A 14,088-nucleotide genomic window follows, 5' to 3' on the forward strand; every position below is an offset into this window, starting at 1 on the left:
AAATTGGCGGGATTGATTGCCCGATAAAATATTCTGATGTGTATTGAGGATTTATTTTATTTTTAGGAGAAATTTAAACCTATATAATGTTACAAAGTACAAACTTAGAAATCCCGGAAAGCGATAAGGAAAAACCCGCTAATAAAGCTAAATATATAACCGCGGCCTACAATGTTATAGGTATAATTGTGGGGCTTATTGGACTCTTTTCCGATAAAGATAAGAATGGTTTAATAGCATTACTTATGTATCCGATATTGGGTATTGTACTTGTATTATTTGGGAAAGGAGGAATTAAACTTATTTCTGATGACAAAAGCAGAATATATGGTTCAATAAACATCGGCTTTTTAATTACTTCATTATTTGTATTTCTTAAGTCGTTAGATGATTATACTTTATTTCAAACAACGAATCTTTGGTTACCGTTTATCATTATCAGTATAATTATTTTAAGTGCTCTTTATATAGTTGGTATTAACCCATTTGTAGGAAAGATCAGGATAGATGCAATTTTTATAACAGCTATAGGCTTAATGTATGCTTATGGCAGCACCAGACAAATCAATTGCGCATTTGATTATTCATATCCAAAAAGTTACAATGCTATAATACTTGGTCATAGAGAGCATCGGGGTAAACATGACGCGTGGTATCTAACCTTAACACCTTGGGGGCCGATGCCGCAAGTTAGGGAAGAAGAAATTGATGGTTGGTTATATGACCATACCTCAATAGGCGATACCGTAAAAGTAAACTTTAAACAAGGCCTGTTGCATATTCCCTGGTTTGTCGTTACCAAAAACTAAACCGCCGGTTCCTGCTGACTCAAACAATGGAAACTACCCAATCCCCAGATAATATCGGTAGAATCAATACCCACAACTTTACGGTCGGGGAAGCATTGCTGCAGTATTTCAAGCGCTATGGCATCCTTATCGCAACGATAGGTTGGTACAACTACAGCCGCATTGCCGATGTAAAAGTTAGCGTAGGAGGCAGGTAAACGCTGGTCGTCATAAATAACAGGATCGGGCATTGGCAGTTCAATAATATTGAGTGGTTTGCCATTCAGCAGGCGCATGGTTTTAAGGATTTCCAGGTTTTCTTGCAATATGTGGTAGTTCTCGTCTTCAGGATTATCCTCAACAACGGTTACCACGGTATCTTCATTTACAAAGCGGGTAATATCATCAATATGGCCGTCGGTATCGTCACCTATAATGCCATCGCCCAGCCATAGCACCTGCTCAACACCGTAGTAATTTTGCAAGTATTGTTCTATTTGTTCTTTGGTGAGATGCGGGTTGCGGTTCTCGTTCAGCAGGCAGGCGGTGGTGGTTAACACAGTGCCTTTGCCATTAAAATCAACCGAACCGCCTTCCATCACAATACCCGGATTATAAACCGGCAAGCCAAAATGCTCGCCTATTTTGGTTGGGATAACATCATCCAGATCAAACGGTGGATATTTGCCACCCCAGGCGTTATAACCCCAGTCGACGATAACTTTCTCCTTAGTATCGCTATTGATCAAAAACGCTGGTCCATGATCGCGGCACCAGGCATCATTGGTTGGGAATTCGAAAAATTCAACTTTAGTCAGATCGACACCAACAGCCAGCAATTGCTCCTTAGCAAAAGCAGTCATTTGCTCATCAACTACATTTATGCGCACCAGTTCGCCTTCGGTTAATACCTTAACAAACTCAGCGTATTTGCTGTATATCATGCCGATCTTCTCCGGCCATGATTCCTCTTTATGAGGCCAGCTCAGCCAGGTAGCAGTATGTGGTGCCCATTCAGCGGGGAAGTGGAAGCCACTACCAGTCGGAAAGTCGGAAAGTCCGGAAGTCCGGAAGTTTTGATTTGCTGCCATATTATTTTAGCGTATTTCGTAAAGAGTTTAGCATAACGAAAATCTCTTCACATTGCTGGTATAGTTTTCTAAAAGTATCTTCTTTAATTAAATCTCTTTTTTGAGCAAGATATAAACATCCGACAACCTCAATATCCGACCGTAAGGCGTAGCCTAAAAATTTATTAAACTCAGCATTAGATTGTCCTGTTGATCCTTCAGCAATATTTAATGATACAGAATCGGCGGCCCGTTTTATTTGTGCGGTTAATACAAAGAGTTCATCTTTCGGGAAAGTTTTAGTTAAAGTATGTATGTCACTTGATAAGTCGACAGCTTTTTGCCAAACCAATAATTTCTCAAACTTAAAACTCATTTAGGCTCCTCTATTATTTTCTCTCTTTTCTGACTTCCGGTCTTTCCCGACTTTCGGACTAAAATTACTCGTTTTTTACTTTCGGACTTTCGGTCTTCCCGACTTTCGGACTAAAATTAATCTCCGTCTATCAATCTCTTCGTTATCGGTTGATAAGAATCAATCCTCCTGTCCCTCAAAAATGGCCAGTGACTCCTGTAGTAATCTGATTTATTGAGGTCAAGATCCTGTACAATGATCTCTTCGTCGGTATGCGATGCCTGGTAAAGCACCCGGCCAAACGGATTGGCAACGAATGATCCGCCCCAGAAATCAACGCCTGCCTCATGGCCTGAGCGGTTAACGCTTACCACGTGTACGCCGTTTGCAATCGCGTGCGAGCGTTGTATGGTTTGCCATGCGTTGTATTGCTCGGTATTGGTGGCTTCATCCTGTGTGGTTGCCCAGCCTATGGCGGTTGGATAAAACAATATCTCGGCACCCATTAAAGCGGTAATGCGGGCAGCTTCGGGGTACCATTGGTCCCAGCAGATAAGCACGCCGATTGTGGCAAATTTGGTTTTGAAAACCTTGTAGCCCAGATCGCCGGGGGTGAAGTAGAATTTTTCATAAAAACCCGGATCATCGGGGATATGCATTTTGCGGTATTTGCCAAGGTAAGTGCCATCAGCATCCAAAACAGCGGTTGTATTATGGTAAACGCCCATAGCACGTTTTTCGAAAAGCGACGCAATTACCACAACGCCTAATTCGGCAGCTACGGCTGATATCGCGTCGGTTGATGGGCCAGGAATAGCTTCGGCTAGCTGGAAGTTGTCGTAATTTTCCTCATCGCAAAAATAAAGAGACGTAAACAGCTCCTGTAAACAAACTATCTGCGCGCCCTGTTGGGCCGCTTCCCTTACTTTAGCAATTGCCTTATCTAAATTCTGTTGTTTGTCGGCAGTGCAGCTCATCTGCACCAGGCCTACTTTTACATTACTCATATACCGCTTAAATTTCTGCAAAAATAAGATTTTAAAGTTAGGGCTATATTAAAAAACAAAAAGGTTATGCTGTGTTGACATTCACCTGTTTAACAATTGTTTATAACCTGTTTTATGATGTAGTGAAATAAAAGATATTTTTGAATCGGCACATAGTCAATTAATTAACTAAATGGTTGCTTAGGGTTAAAAAAAATACTTGTGGCTCTGATCAAACAAAAAATTAATGTAAATATCTTATTATCAATATGACAAAACAATGCTTTAGGAATAATCTTGATGCGAAAAATAATTAGCTTTGCAGCCGCATGACAAAAATTGAAGACTCCATTGTAAACGAGGTGGAAGAAGAGGTTAAGCCCAAAACCTGGAAAGACAGGCTTTGGAGCGCGACCAAACTCATATTAAAAATCGCCATTACCTCGGCATTACTTTATTACGTATTTAGTAAGGTTCATTTTAGCGACGTAAAGGCAAGGCTGATAAACGCTAATTACTGGTGGATGCTGGCCGGCGTATTTTTCTATTTTTTGTCGATGGTTGCCTCGTCATGGCGGTTACTAAGTTTCTTTAAATCCATAAATTTAAAGCTGGATCCTAAGTTTAATTTCAGGCTGTACCTTTTAGGTATATTTTATAATTTCCTGCTGCCGGGTGGCATCGGGGGCGATGGTTACAAGATCTATCTGCTGAATAAAACTTATAAATTGCCTGCTAAGAAAGTTTTCTGGGCCATATTATTTGACAGGCTGAGCGGTTTATGGGCAATCGGATTGATTATTGTTTGCCTTAAAATATTTGTTCCGCAAATACCTATTCACATGGCTATCCCGCTTGGCGTTTTTGCTGTAGGTAGCGTTGTTTACTATTTGGTGGTGATGAAGTTCTTCAAAGATTTTGGCCGTCATTTTTTTACAGGCCATGCCAAAGCTATTTTGGTGCAGTCGTTACAGGTAATGACCATTATCATGGTACTTTTAGGGCAGGATTTCACCGGGAAGTTTGCTCCGTACCTGTTAGCTTTCCTTATTTCGGCAATAGCAGCAGTTGTGCCTGTAACCATTGGCGGTGCAGGTGCCCGTGAATTGGTTTTTCAAAAATCAGCTACTTATTTTCATATTGATGCAGGGTTGGGAATATATATCAGTATATCGTTCTACCTTATATCGTTACTGGTTGCATTAACGGGCATTTATTATTTATTGCGCCCTAGCCGACTTACCGCAGGCCTGCCAAAAGCCGAAGAAGTACAAGAAATAAAGGAATAGCAATCTTATTCATTAGTTTTGCGTTTATACTTCGTAAGAATCAAGAATTAAGAGTCAGTAGTCAAGATAAAAAAGCAATTTGTTTTTTCTTGATTCTTGCATCTTGATTCCTGACTCTTGACCAAATAGACTGACCAATGGCTACTTTTAATGATTTTAATAACCCGCAGGTTGCGGCATTGCCCGCTCATTTAAAACAATTTATAGTTGAGCAGCACTACGAGCATTACACCCCTGTTGACCATGCCGTGTGGCGCTATGTAATGCGCCAGAATTATAGCTACCTTAAAAATATAGCGTACTATCCTTACATTCCAGGTCTGCAAAAGGCTGGGTTAACTATCGAAAAGATCCCTGATCTGCAGGAAATGAATGATGCGCTTGCTAAAATTGGCTGGGGCGCTGTTACTGTTGATGGCTTTATACCGCCTGCCGCCTTTATGGAATACCAGGCCTACCGGGTATTGGTTATAGCTGCGGATATACGCCAGTTAAATCATATTGAATATACGCCTGCGCCAGATATCATTCATGAGTCAGCAGGCCACGCGCCTATCATTGCTGATAAGGATTATCACGAATACCTGAGTTATTTTGGATCGATAGGGGCTAAGGCGATGTTCTCATCACAGGATTTTGAATTGTATGAGGCGATAAGAGCCTTATCGATATTAAAAGAAATGCCTGATGCCGATGAGGAAGAGCTTAAAAGGGCAGAGGATTTGGTAACTCATCGCCAGGATAATATGGGTGAACCATCGGAAATGGCGCTGTTAAGTCGCCTGCACTGGTGGACAGTGGAGTATGGCCTTATAGGCACACTTGAAGAACCAAAGATATATGGCGCCGGCTTATTATCATCCATAGGTGAAAGTGTAAGCTGTATGCTGCCCCAGATTAAAAAGCTTTGGTACACCATTGATGCCGTAAATTATACTTATGACATTACCAAGCCGCAGCCACAACTGTTTGTAACCCCGAATTTCCAAAACCTGATAGATGTGCTGGAACAGTTCGCCAATACCATGTCGTTCAGGGTTGGCGGCGCGTATGGATTGAAGAAAGCTATTGAAAGCAGGAATACCTGCACGGCGGTTTATAGCTCGGGTTTACAGGTATCAGGTACGTTTGCTGAATTCAGCACAGATAAAAATAATGAACCAATCTTTATTAAAACCATTGGCCCAACGGCACTGGCGGTAAACAATAAACAATTAAAAGGGCATGGTAAGGATTACCACAAGGATGGCTTTAGCTCTCCTGTGGGTAGGTTGAAGGGCTATGATATTCCGTTGGAGGATTTCTCCGCAACAGAGCTCATTGTTTTGGGTATTGAAGATGGTAAGGAAGTTGTTTTGAATTTTGAAAGCGGCATTACCGTAAGTGGGATTGTAAAAAGCGTTATCTCATCCGAAGGAAAAATGCAGGTGATTACTTTTGATAATTGTACGGTTAAGGATATAGACAACAAAGTATTATTTGAGCCCGATTGGGGCGTATATGATATGGCGGTAGATGAAAAGATAACATCAGTTTTTTGCGGCGCTGCCGATAAGGAGGAATTTGTGGAGATAGTTTACAAATCAAACACCGATACGCATCACGTAAAGTATGACGACCGCACGCTTGAACTGCATCAACTGTACCAGCAGGTGCGCAACCGCAGGCATACAGGCGGCGATTTCGGTTTTCTGGGCAATGTTTGGTTAAAGTTGCAACGGGATCATCACGACGACTGGCTTTGCGCCCTGGAAATACTGGAATTGCTCGATCATGAAAATGTTGAACCCAAGCTCGCTGCTGAGATCAGGACTTTTCTTGAACAAAAAGCCGCTAATGAACCGGAGTACAAAAAACTTATAAGGGATGGTTTTTACCTGATAGCGCACCCGGTGGAGCAAAAGTTGGTGGTTTAGTCTTACCTGTGTAAGGTCTTGTGTAATTCCCTTCCCCTAGGAAGGAATCGCACAAGACTTTGCTTTTTAATTTAAAACTATCCTAGTTAAACAAAAAGTGCTAGTTTAGTAATCTATAAAACAATATTCCCCTTTAGGGGATCAAGGGGCATGAACATCATTATAACAGGTGCCAGCAGCGGTGTTGGCTTTGAGGCGGTAATTGAACTTATATTAACGGGCAAGCATAAAGTGATAGCACTTGCGCGCTCACAGGATAAACTGGAGCGTTTGCTGGAGATAGCCAATAATTTAAACCCGGAGTGTAGCTTATATGCCATTGCCTTTGATGTTGTGCATGATGATTATGATAGCCTGCTGCAATTTATCGAAGCCAATTTTGATAACCGGATTGATGTTTTAATAAACAATGCCGGGGTGTTAATTAACAAGAATTTTACCGAGCTTTTGGAAAGCGATTTTGTTGAAATGCTGCAAAGTAATTTCATTGGCCATGTGCGCATGATACAAGGAGTGTTGCAGCTTATGCCTGCCGGATCGCACATTGTGAATATTGGCAGTATGGGTGGTTTCCAGGGTAGCGCCAAGTTTCCGGGATTATCGGCATATTCAGCAAGTAAAGCCGCTTTGCACACGTTAACCGAATGTTTGGCACAGGAATTTAACGAAAAAGGTATAAAAGTAAACTGCCTTGCGCTCGGATCGGCGCAAACTGAGATGCTTGAAAAAGCGTTCCCGGGATACGAATCGCCGGTTATGGCGTTCCAAATGGGCAAATATATAGCTGATTTTGCTTTAACGGGCCACCAGTTCTTTAACGGTAAGGTTTTACCGGTAGCACTGTCGACCCCTTAGTGTAAAACAAACAAGAAGTATCTTGGTCTAATTGCCTCATTTTTAATAGACTGATTGTGTATTTATTTACTCAAAGTGTATAATATTTTCCACTTTTAGGGTAATTAATTCCACTTAATTTCGCTTCTTTTTTTATCGCTGGAAAAAAAATCCCCCCATCAATTTTAAACGCGGTTTTTGTAAAAAGGAACGATTTTTGCCTTAAATATTATATCCGCATATAGACCAAAGTTTTCTTATTTATTAACTTCTGCTAAATTAAAATTGCCATGAACAAGACGCTCCTTTTAGAAGCATTAATTGTTGCTACGCCAATATTTATGATTGTCAGAACCTTCATATTAAGAGGTAGGAAATTGCTTGACTAACTGTAAGTATTTCACTCGACCCAAAAAGGGTTAACGAGAACTCTTGCCCTGAAAAAGCAAGGGTTTTTGTTTTTTAAACCTTATTAGAATTTTTATCGTATAACAAACCAGCAGCGAATTAATTTAGTATGTTTTTAAATGATGAGTCAGGCAGCGGATATGCCTGGCTTATTTTTTATAAATAAAAAAGGGGCGCAATCATTCTTGCGCCCCGGTTGGGATAAGGGTAGGTAAAGGTATCTTTAAGGCTATAGCCCGGTGTTATCTCATTTTCAGAAATTCGTTTACAACAATCTCTGTTACATATCTTTTTACGCCATCTTTGTCAGTATAGTTGCGATTTGCTAATTTTCCTTCAATGGCTACTTCATCACCCTTTTTAAGGTAATCTTCGGCAAGCTTTGCCTGCGCTCCCCATAATACAAGGTGGTGCCATTGGGTTTCGGTTATTTTTTCGCCTTTATCATTCTTATAACTCTCGTTGGTAGCTATTGACAGGCGTGCTAATTTGCGGTTATTGTCAAAGCTTTTTACTTCGGGATCCATGCCCAGGTTGCCTACCAGGCGCACACTGTTTTTTAATGTATTCATTGCTGCTAAATTTTATTGTCGTTGTTGATGATACAAAGGTGCTGAGGGGCGTGAAAATTAGTCGGGTGATAAATGCTTATAGTCGACAATTGCCATTTGTAAGCGTTTGCAAACGGATAATATATTATTTATATTAGCTTTATGAATAAGGAAAGACACTGCCTTGATTGCGGCGAGCTAATACACGGCCGGGCCGATAAAAAGTTCTGTAATGATATGTGCCGCAATAATTATAATAACCAGCTTAACAGCAGCAGTTATAATCTGATCCGCAACATAAACAATGTGCTGCGACGCAACAGGCGTATAATGGAGGAACTAAACCCATCTGGCAAAACAAAAACTACCCGCGAAAAGATGCTGGTGAAAGGCTTTGAGTTCGACTATTTTACCAATATATACCAAACCCAAACAGGCAAGAAATATCATTTTTGCTATGAGTATGGTTATTTGGTGTTGGATAATGATGATTTGTTATTAGTGAAGCGGGAAGAAAAAGGGGAGTAGCTGGGGGAGTCAAAAGTCAAAAGTTCCGCCGGTTCAAGCGTGGACGCCTGAACTAGCGGAAATACAAAACGCAAGAAATACTTTTTTGTTATGAGTATGGTTATTTGGTGCTGGATAATGATGATCTGTTATTGGTGAAGAGGGAAGAGAGGGGGAGTAAATTAATACGTATTTTTAAACAAAATCATGTAAAATGACCATTACACTCTTTGTTGCGATTATGGCTTTCGTACTTCTTGCGATTGTCGCTATTATTCCTTTGTATGAAAACTATGGTGAATATAAATTATTAAAAAAAGTATACATAACTCTTTGCGTGATATTGCTCTTCTGCTTTGGTATATTAGATATCTTCAATAGGTTTTTTGAGTCAAAAAGTGATAAAAGCGATTTAGCAGCATCAATTACAAATACAAGTGAGGGTTTAGGGTTTAAAATTGATAAATCAAATAATACTTTAAGTGACTCTTTGGGGAATATTCATGTGGACTTGAACAATGCATTTAAAAATATCGGTCCTAATAAAGCCAGAATCATAAAATATCCTATTATAAAACTATCTTCTCAAACGGGTGAATATAATCCTATAATTACCAAAACTAATAAAGAAGATTCAGTTCAGTTTGAATTTACTGTATTGAATGAAGGTAATGCCGGTGCTTATAATTTGAAAGGATATTTAGCGCTTATTAATGAACACAATGGTGAATTTAATATAATTGGGGATATTGTGCCGTTGAGAATAAATAAATCAATTTTCCTACTTCCAAAAGATCCATATAGCTATATAAGCTTATTAACGTATAATAAAAATGGCCGAGACACATCTTTTTTATTTGTGAAACTTAATTATAGAGATAGCTTAGCTTACAAAAATTCATTTACTGGAATCTATGTAGTTCATACGCCTGACCTTAGAATCTTTGATGCCGATCCTGATAGTTATAATAAAATAGCAAATTTATTTGTTGGTAAAAAATGATTACCTAACTAACAAAATCCCCATCCCCTTGCTGCCTGCTCGCCTGCCTTTTAGTAGCCAGCAATCCCAGACTTAAAATTATACTGGTCCCCAATATCACTACAAACAGTAATCCTGTCTCTACGCCTTTAATTTTCATGTCAGGCGGCAGACTGTAATAGAGTAGTACGCTTATTAACCCGCGGGGTATCAGTACCAGCTCGGGCATCAGGTCGGTTCTTGATACTAGTTTAATGTACAAGAATCTGATCGCATAAATGCCCAGCAATATAAAGCCGCCGTTTATTAAAACTGTCCAATGTTCCAATTGGTACACGTCCATGGTATAACCAAACATGATGAAGAAAAAAGTGCGCATCAAAAAGGCGCTTTCGGCGGAGAGCTGGAACAGTTGCTTAATATCATACCTTAAATTTGGGTAAATAAAATATTTCCGGAACCAGGGCAATTTTATCTGGCTGGCATTGTTCAGGAACAGGCCCAGCGCTAGCACAATTATCAGCGAGGACAAATGGAATAGCTGCCCGATAGAATATACCAGTATAAGTATAGAGATAACCAGGAACGATTTTACATGATGTGTTAACCTGCCGATAAGGTAAAGCAATAACAGGCATGAGCAGATCACCACAATGGAAATAACACCCAGTTCGGCGCCTAATTTTGTGAATGATGCGAAACTGATCTGTTTGTTATTGGTCATGAAGTTGAACAGCACCACGGTAAGTATATCCGAAAAAGAAGACTCATATACAATGAACTCCTTTTTTTCCTTACTAAGATTTGATGCCGCCGGTATGGCCACCGCCGAACTGATGACACAAAACGGAATGGCGTTGATAAAGCATTTATAAATGGTATCGCCGCTCATTTGGTAAATGATCCAGGTGATGAGGAACGCGGTGACCAATAGGATAATGAGTGCCGAAAAAAAGGATTTTTTAATTATGCTGTTCTTATCTCTGCTGTAACGTAACTCCAACGCGCCCTCAAATACAATAAGTACAAGCCCCAGCGTACCCAGCGTAGGCAGCAGGTTATCGAAGTTTAAGGCGGCAAAGCCAAAATAATTCAACACCTGCTTAATTATGATGCCCAGGCACATCAATAGTATTACGGAAGGGATTTTGGTTTTACCCCCGATCAGATCAAACAGGTATGAAAAAATAACTAGTCCGCTTAATATAATTAGGGTAGTATATGAAGTCATATATTATTAAATAGGGGAATTGAGAGTCAAGAGCCAAGATACAAGAATCAGGACAAAAAGCAGTACTGCCATTTATTTCTTGATTCTTGTATCTTGGCTCTTGCATCCTGATTCTTTACTGATTTATAAAAGCCAACGTCAATGCCAGCGCTTCTTTTGCTGCTACTTTGTTATAGCTTGGTTTTTCATCGCAATTAAAGCCATGGTCGGCATATGATATTTTTACGTTGATATAATCTTTGCCGGCGGCTTCAACGGAGCTTATAACGGTGTCGATATTTTCCTGTTTGATATGTTTGTCCAGTCCACCCCAAAAAAACAGGTGTTTGCCATGCAGATTGGCAGCTTTATCTGCATATTGGTCCATACTGCCGCCGTAGTAGGATACGCCTGCTTTAAGTGGTAAAGTAGCATTTGCTAAAAATGATACCCTGGCACCCAGGCAATAACCTATGCTGAATATTTTGCTGTTGTCAATATTATCCTGTTCGGTTAGCCATTGGTAGCAGGCATTAAGGTCGGCTATAAGTCCGTCGGTAGTTAATGCCTGCATATGTGGCATTACAGCAGGGAAATCATTATAAGCGCCCTCAAAACCTACCGGCGCTGTGCGGTGAAAAAGCTCGGGGGCTATTACAGCATAGCCATCCTTGGCAAAGCGATCGGCCACATTACGCATGTGGTGGTTTACGCCAAAAGCTTCCTGCAGCAATATAATAGCAGGCAGATCAGTAGTTTTATTTTGTGGGAAAGCAGTATAGCCAGCCATATTGCTGCCATCGGCAACGTGCATGCTGACGTAATTTTGTTGGTTTTCCATATAATTTTTACTCAATACTGTTAGGGGCAAATTTAAATAACAACCAATTATGGTATAATTGTTTTACATAACCATGAACGTGCTATAATTGTTACTTATCATATTTGTAAGAAAAAGCTTATGCCACATCTATTTTCCCCACTAAAAATAAAGAACATTGAATTAAGGAACCGTATTGCTGTATCGCCCATGTGCGAGTATTCCAGCGAGGATGGTTTTGCTAACGATTGGCACTTAGTGCATTTAGGCAGCAGGGCAGTTGGCGGTGCCGGATTAATTATTACCGAAGCAACAGCCGTATCGCCCGAGGGCAGGATCTCGCCCGGCGATCTGGGGATTTATAAGGATGAGCATATTGAAAAACTAAAACAGATCACCGGTTTTATACATGCGCATGGCGCTGTTGCCGGTGTGCAACTGGTCCATGCTGGTAGAAAGGCCAGTCACCAAAGACCATGGGAGGGAGGTGCGCAAATACATTCCACAGCACCGGGCGGATGGAAGTCTGTTGCCCCAAGCGCTGTGCCTTTTACAGATGCCGAGGAAGCACCGCTGGCGCTGGATAAAGCAGGCATTGAAAAAGTTAAAGCTGATTTTAAAGTTGCGGCAGGAAGGGCCCTGAAAGCAGGTTTTAAAGTGATAGAGCTGCATGGCGCGCATGGTTATCTGATCCATGAATTTTTATCGCCAATAAGTAATAAACGTACAGATGAATATGGCGGTTCATTTGAAAACAGGATCAGGTTTTTGTTAGAGTTGTTAGCAGCTGTTAAGGAAGTTTGGCCCGGGGATAATCTTTTGTTTGTAAGGATCTCAGCAAGCGACTGGACGGAAGGCGGCTGGACAAGCAGTGATTCCGTAGCCTTAGCCGAAATATTAAAAAATAAAGGCATCGACCTGATTGATTGCTCGTCTGGCGGTAACGTAGCTGCTGCAAAAATCCCTGTTGGCCCGGGTTACCAGGTGCAGTTTTCCGAAGCAGTACGTACAACGGGTATATTAACAGGCGCGGTAGGTTTAATAACCGAGCCCCTGCAAGCCGACAGTATTATACAGAACGGCCACGCCGATATAGTGTTCCTGGCCCGTGAAATGCTGCGCGACCCATATTTCCCGCTCCGTGCTGCGCACGAGCTTGGTCATGAAGTGAAATGGCCGGTGCAATATGAGCGCGCTAAGTGGCAGGCCCCCCGGCCCCCGAAAGGGTGAGCAAAAAGGCAAAGTTAAATTTTCCTAACCCTCTTTGCCGCTTGCGGCAGAGAGGGTCGACGAGTGAAACGAAGTCGGGGTGAGTCGGCGGAGCGCGTCGAAGTTTTACCCCACCCCGGCCTTCCCCTAAGCTTAGGGGAAGGTGTCGACGAAGGAGACGGAGGGGGTAAAATAACGGAGCGCGTCGAAGTTCCGCGTTAGTGATAGCAGCGGATACCGGCCTCGCGCCTAAGGCCTGTGCAGTATGAGTGGATAGCACGGCCGCAGGCAACGCCCAAAATATCTGAACCCGAATTTTATGAATGTTTCGAATGAACAGAATTCTAAAAATTCATTAATTCATAAAATTCGGGTTCAGATATTTGGCCTACAAGTCAAGAGTAGCTTCAACGCGCTCCGCCGACTCACCCGGTCGTTGCTTCGCTCGACCACCCTCTCTTCGCCTGCGGCGGAAAGAGGGTTTTAGAAAAGTTTATACAAAGAACATCTATACAATATAGATATTAATGATATATACCTATTGAACAAAACACTAATTTTACCGTTATAAAACTTAAAACATAACCATGAAACGTACAGCAAAAGCACATTGGAACGGTACCTTACAAGAAGGTAAAGGCGAAATAAGCACTCAAAGCACCGTACTTAACAATACCAACTATTCATTTAAAACCCGTTTTGCCGATGGGATAGGCACTAATCCAGAAGAACTGATAGCTGCTGCGCATGCAGGCTGCTTTACCATGGCGGTTGGTGCTGCTTTAACACAGGCTGGCTTTACCCCGGGCGACTTAACCACCGACGCGGTGTTAGACCTGGATATGGCTGCGCTAAGCATCACTGCTATTCATTTGTCATTGGTTGGTTCAGCAATTGAAGGTGTATCAGCTGATAAGTTCAAAGAAATTGCCGAAGGCGCGAAAGCTAATTGTATCATCTCAAAAGCACTGAACGTGCCTATTACTTTAGATATTCAATACCAATAATTTAGTATTAAGTAGCTAGTATCAGGTATAAAGATTTTTCCTGGACTTGAATTGCAAGAGCCCTGCAGATAATTTCTGCAGGGCTTTTGTACTTTATGCTGATTGCTATTGTAAATACTTATATATTTATAGTATTAACATTAAACCTCTCATTAT

14 protein-coding genes are annotated in these 14,088 nt (G+C 41.2%); 8 read left to right on the forward strand and 6 right to left on the reverse strand.

The features are described 5' to 3' along the window. Positions 1-86 precede the first annotated feature (86 nt). Positions 87-809, forward strand: a complete 723-nt coding sequence (locus BLU33_RS04160) for a hypothetical protein (protein ID WP_091369644.1) — start codon at positions 87-89, stop codon at positions 807-809. On the opposite strand, the gene BLU33_RS04165 is transcribed toward BLU33_RS04160, so the two are convergent. The 3 genes from BLU33_RS04165 to BLU33_RS04175 all read right to left on the reverse strand — a co-directional run bounded on the left by BLU33_RS04165 (position 806) and on the right by BLU33_RS04175 (position 3,220). Continuing rightward, complete coding sequence (locus BLU33_RS04165; protein ID WP_091369646.1) at positions 806-1,879, reverse strand: agmatine deiminase family protein; 1,074 nt, start codon at positions 1,877-1,879, stop codon at positions 806-808. The two genes, BLU33_RS04160 and BLU33_RS04165, sit on opposite strands and share 4 nt — an antisense overlap. Before the next feature lies 1 nt (position 1,880). After that, a complete protein-coding gene (locus BLU33_RS04170) occupies positions 1,881-2,234 on the reverse strand; it encodes a four helix bundle protein (protein WP_091369648.1) in 354 nt (117 codons plus the stop codon). A 116-nt stretch (positions 2,235-2,350) separates the two neighbouring features. Then, positions 2,351-3,220: a carbon-nitrogen hydrolase gene (locus tag BLU33_RS04175; protein WP_091369650.1), complete on the reverse strand. Its 870-nt coding sequence runs from the start codon at positions 3,218-3,220 to the stop codon at positions 2,351-2,353. A gap of 308 nt (positions 3,221-3,528) precedes the next feature. Here BLU33_RS04175 and BLU33_RS04180 point away from each other — a divergent pair, with 308 nt between their 5' ends. From BLU33_RS04180 to BLU33_RS04190, 3 genes are all read left to right on the forward strand, one after another. Then, positions 3,529-4,488, forward strand: coding sequence for a lysylphosphatidylglycerol synthase transmembrane domain-containing protein (locus BLU33_RS04180; protein ID WP_091369652.1), 960 nt, complete (start codon positions 3,529-3,531; stop codon positions 4,486-4,488). A gap of 137 nt (positions 4,489-4,625) precedes the next feature. Beyond that, the gene (locus tag BLU33_RS04185; RefSeq protein ID WP_091369654.1) at positions 4,626-6,404 is read left to right on the forward strand and encodes an aromatic amino acid hydroxylase; all 1,779 of its coding nucleotides are present in this window, start codon (positions 4,626-4,628) and stop codon (positions 6,402-6,404) included. A 150-nt stretch (positions 6,405-6,554) separates the two neighbouring features. Continuing rightward, the gene (locus BLU33_RS04190) at positions 6,555-7,259 is read left to right on the forward strand and encodes an SDR family NAD(P)-dependent oxidoreductase (RefSeq protein ID WP_091369656.1); all 705 of its coding nucleotides are present in this window, start codon (positions 6,555-6,557) and stop codon (positions 7,257-7,259) included. Positions 7,260-7,888: 629 nt separating this feature from the next. Here BLU33_RS04190 and BLU33_RS04195 read toward each other — a convergent pair. Further along, the gene (locus tag BLU33_RS04195) at positions 7,889-8,218 is read right to left on the reverse strand and encodes a single-stranded DNA-binding protein (RefSeq protein ID WP_091369658.1); all 330 of its coding nucleotides are present in this window, start codon (positions 8,216-8,218) and stop codon (positions 7,889-7,891) included. A gap of 141 nt (positions 8,219-8,359) precedes the next feature. Here BLU33_RS04195 and BLU33_RS04200 point away from each other — a divergent pair, with 141 nt between their 5' ends. Further along, on the forward strand, positions 8,360-8,725 hold the full coding sequence (locus BLU33_RS04200; RefSeq protein WP_091369660.1) for a hypothetical protein: 366 nt from the start codon (positions 8,360-8,362) through the stop codon (positions 8,723-8,725). 193 nt (positions 8,726-8,918) lie between these two features. Next, a complete protein-coding gene (locus tag BLU33_RS04205) occupies positions 8,919-9,707 on the forward strand; it encodes a hypothetical protein (protein WP_091369661.1) in 789 nt (262 codons plus the stop codon). A gap of 4 nt (positions 9,708-9,711) precedes the next feature. Here BLU33_RS04205 and BLU33_RS04210 read toward each other — a convergent pair whose 3' ends face one another. Both BLU33_RS04210 and BLU33_RS04215 read right to left on the reverse strand, forming a co-directional pair. After that, positions 9,712-10,917, reverse strand: coding sequence for a cation:proton antiporter domain-containing protein (locus BLU33_RS04210; RefSeq protein WP_091369663.1), 1,206 nt, complete (start codon positions 10,915-10,917; stop codon positions 9,712-9,714). A 115-nt stretch (positions 10,918-11,032) separates the two neighbouring features. Further along, positions 11,033-11,737, reverse strand: a complete 705-nt coding sequence (locus BLU33_RS04215; protein ID WP_091369665.1) for a dienelactone hydrolase family protein — start codon at positions 11,735-11,737, stop codon at positions 11,033-11,035. A gap of 120 nt (positions 11,738-11,857) precedes the next feature. On the opposite strand from BLU33_RS04215, the gene namA reads away from it, so the two are divergent. Both namA and BLU33_RS04225 read left to right on the forward strand, forming a co-directional pair. Further along, positions 11,858-12,946, forward strand: a complete 1,089-nt coding sequence (gene namA, locus BLU33_RS04220; RefSeq protein ID WP_091369666.1) for an NADPH dehydrogenase NamA — start codon at positions 11,858-11,860, stop codon at positions 12,944-12,946. Between the two features lie 566 nt (positions 12,947-13,512). Continuing rightward, entirely contained in the window at positions 13,513-13,932 is a 420-nt protein-coding gene (locus BLU33_RS04225) for an OsmC family protein (RefSeq protein ID WP_091369667.1), read from the forward strand. Positions 13,933-14,088: the final 156 nt, after the last annotated feature.

This window comes from Mucilaginibacter mallensis (assembly GCF_900105165.1).
Classification (GTDB): domain Bacteria; phylum Bacteroidota; class Bacteroidia; order Sphingobacteriales; family Sphingobacteriaceae; genus Mucilaginibacter; species Mucilaginibacter mallensis.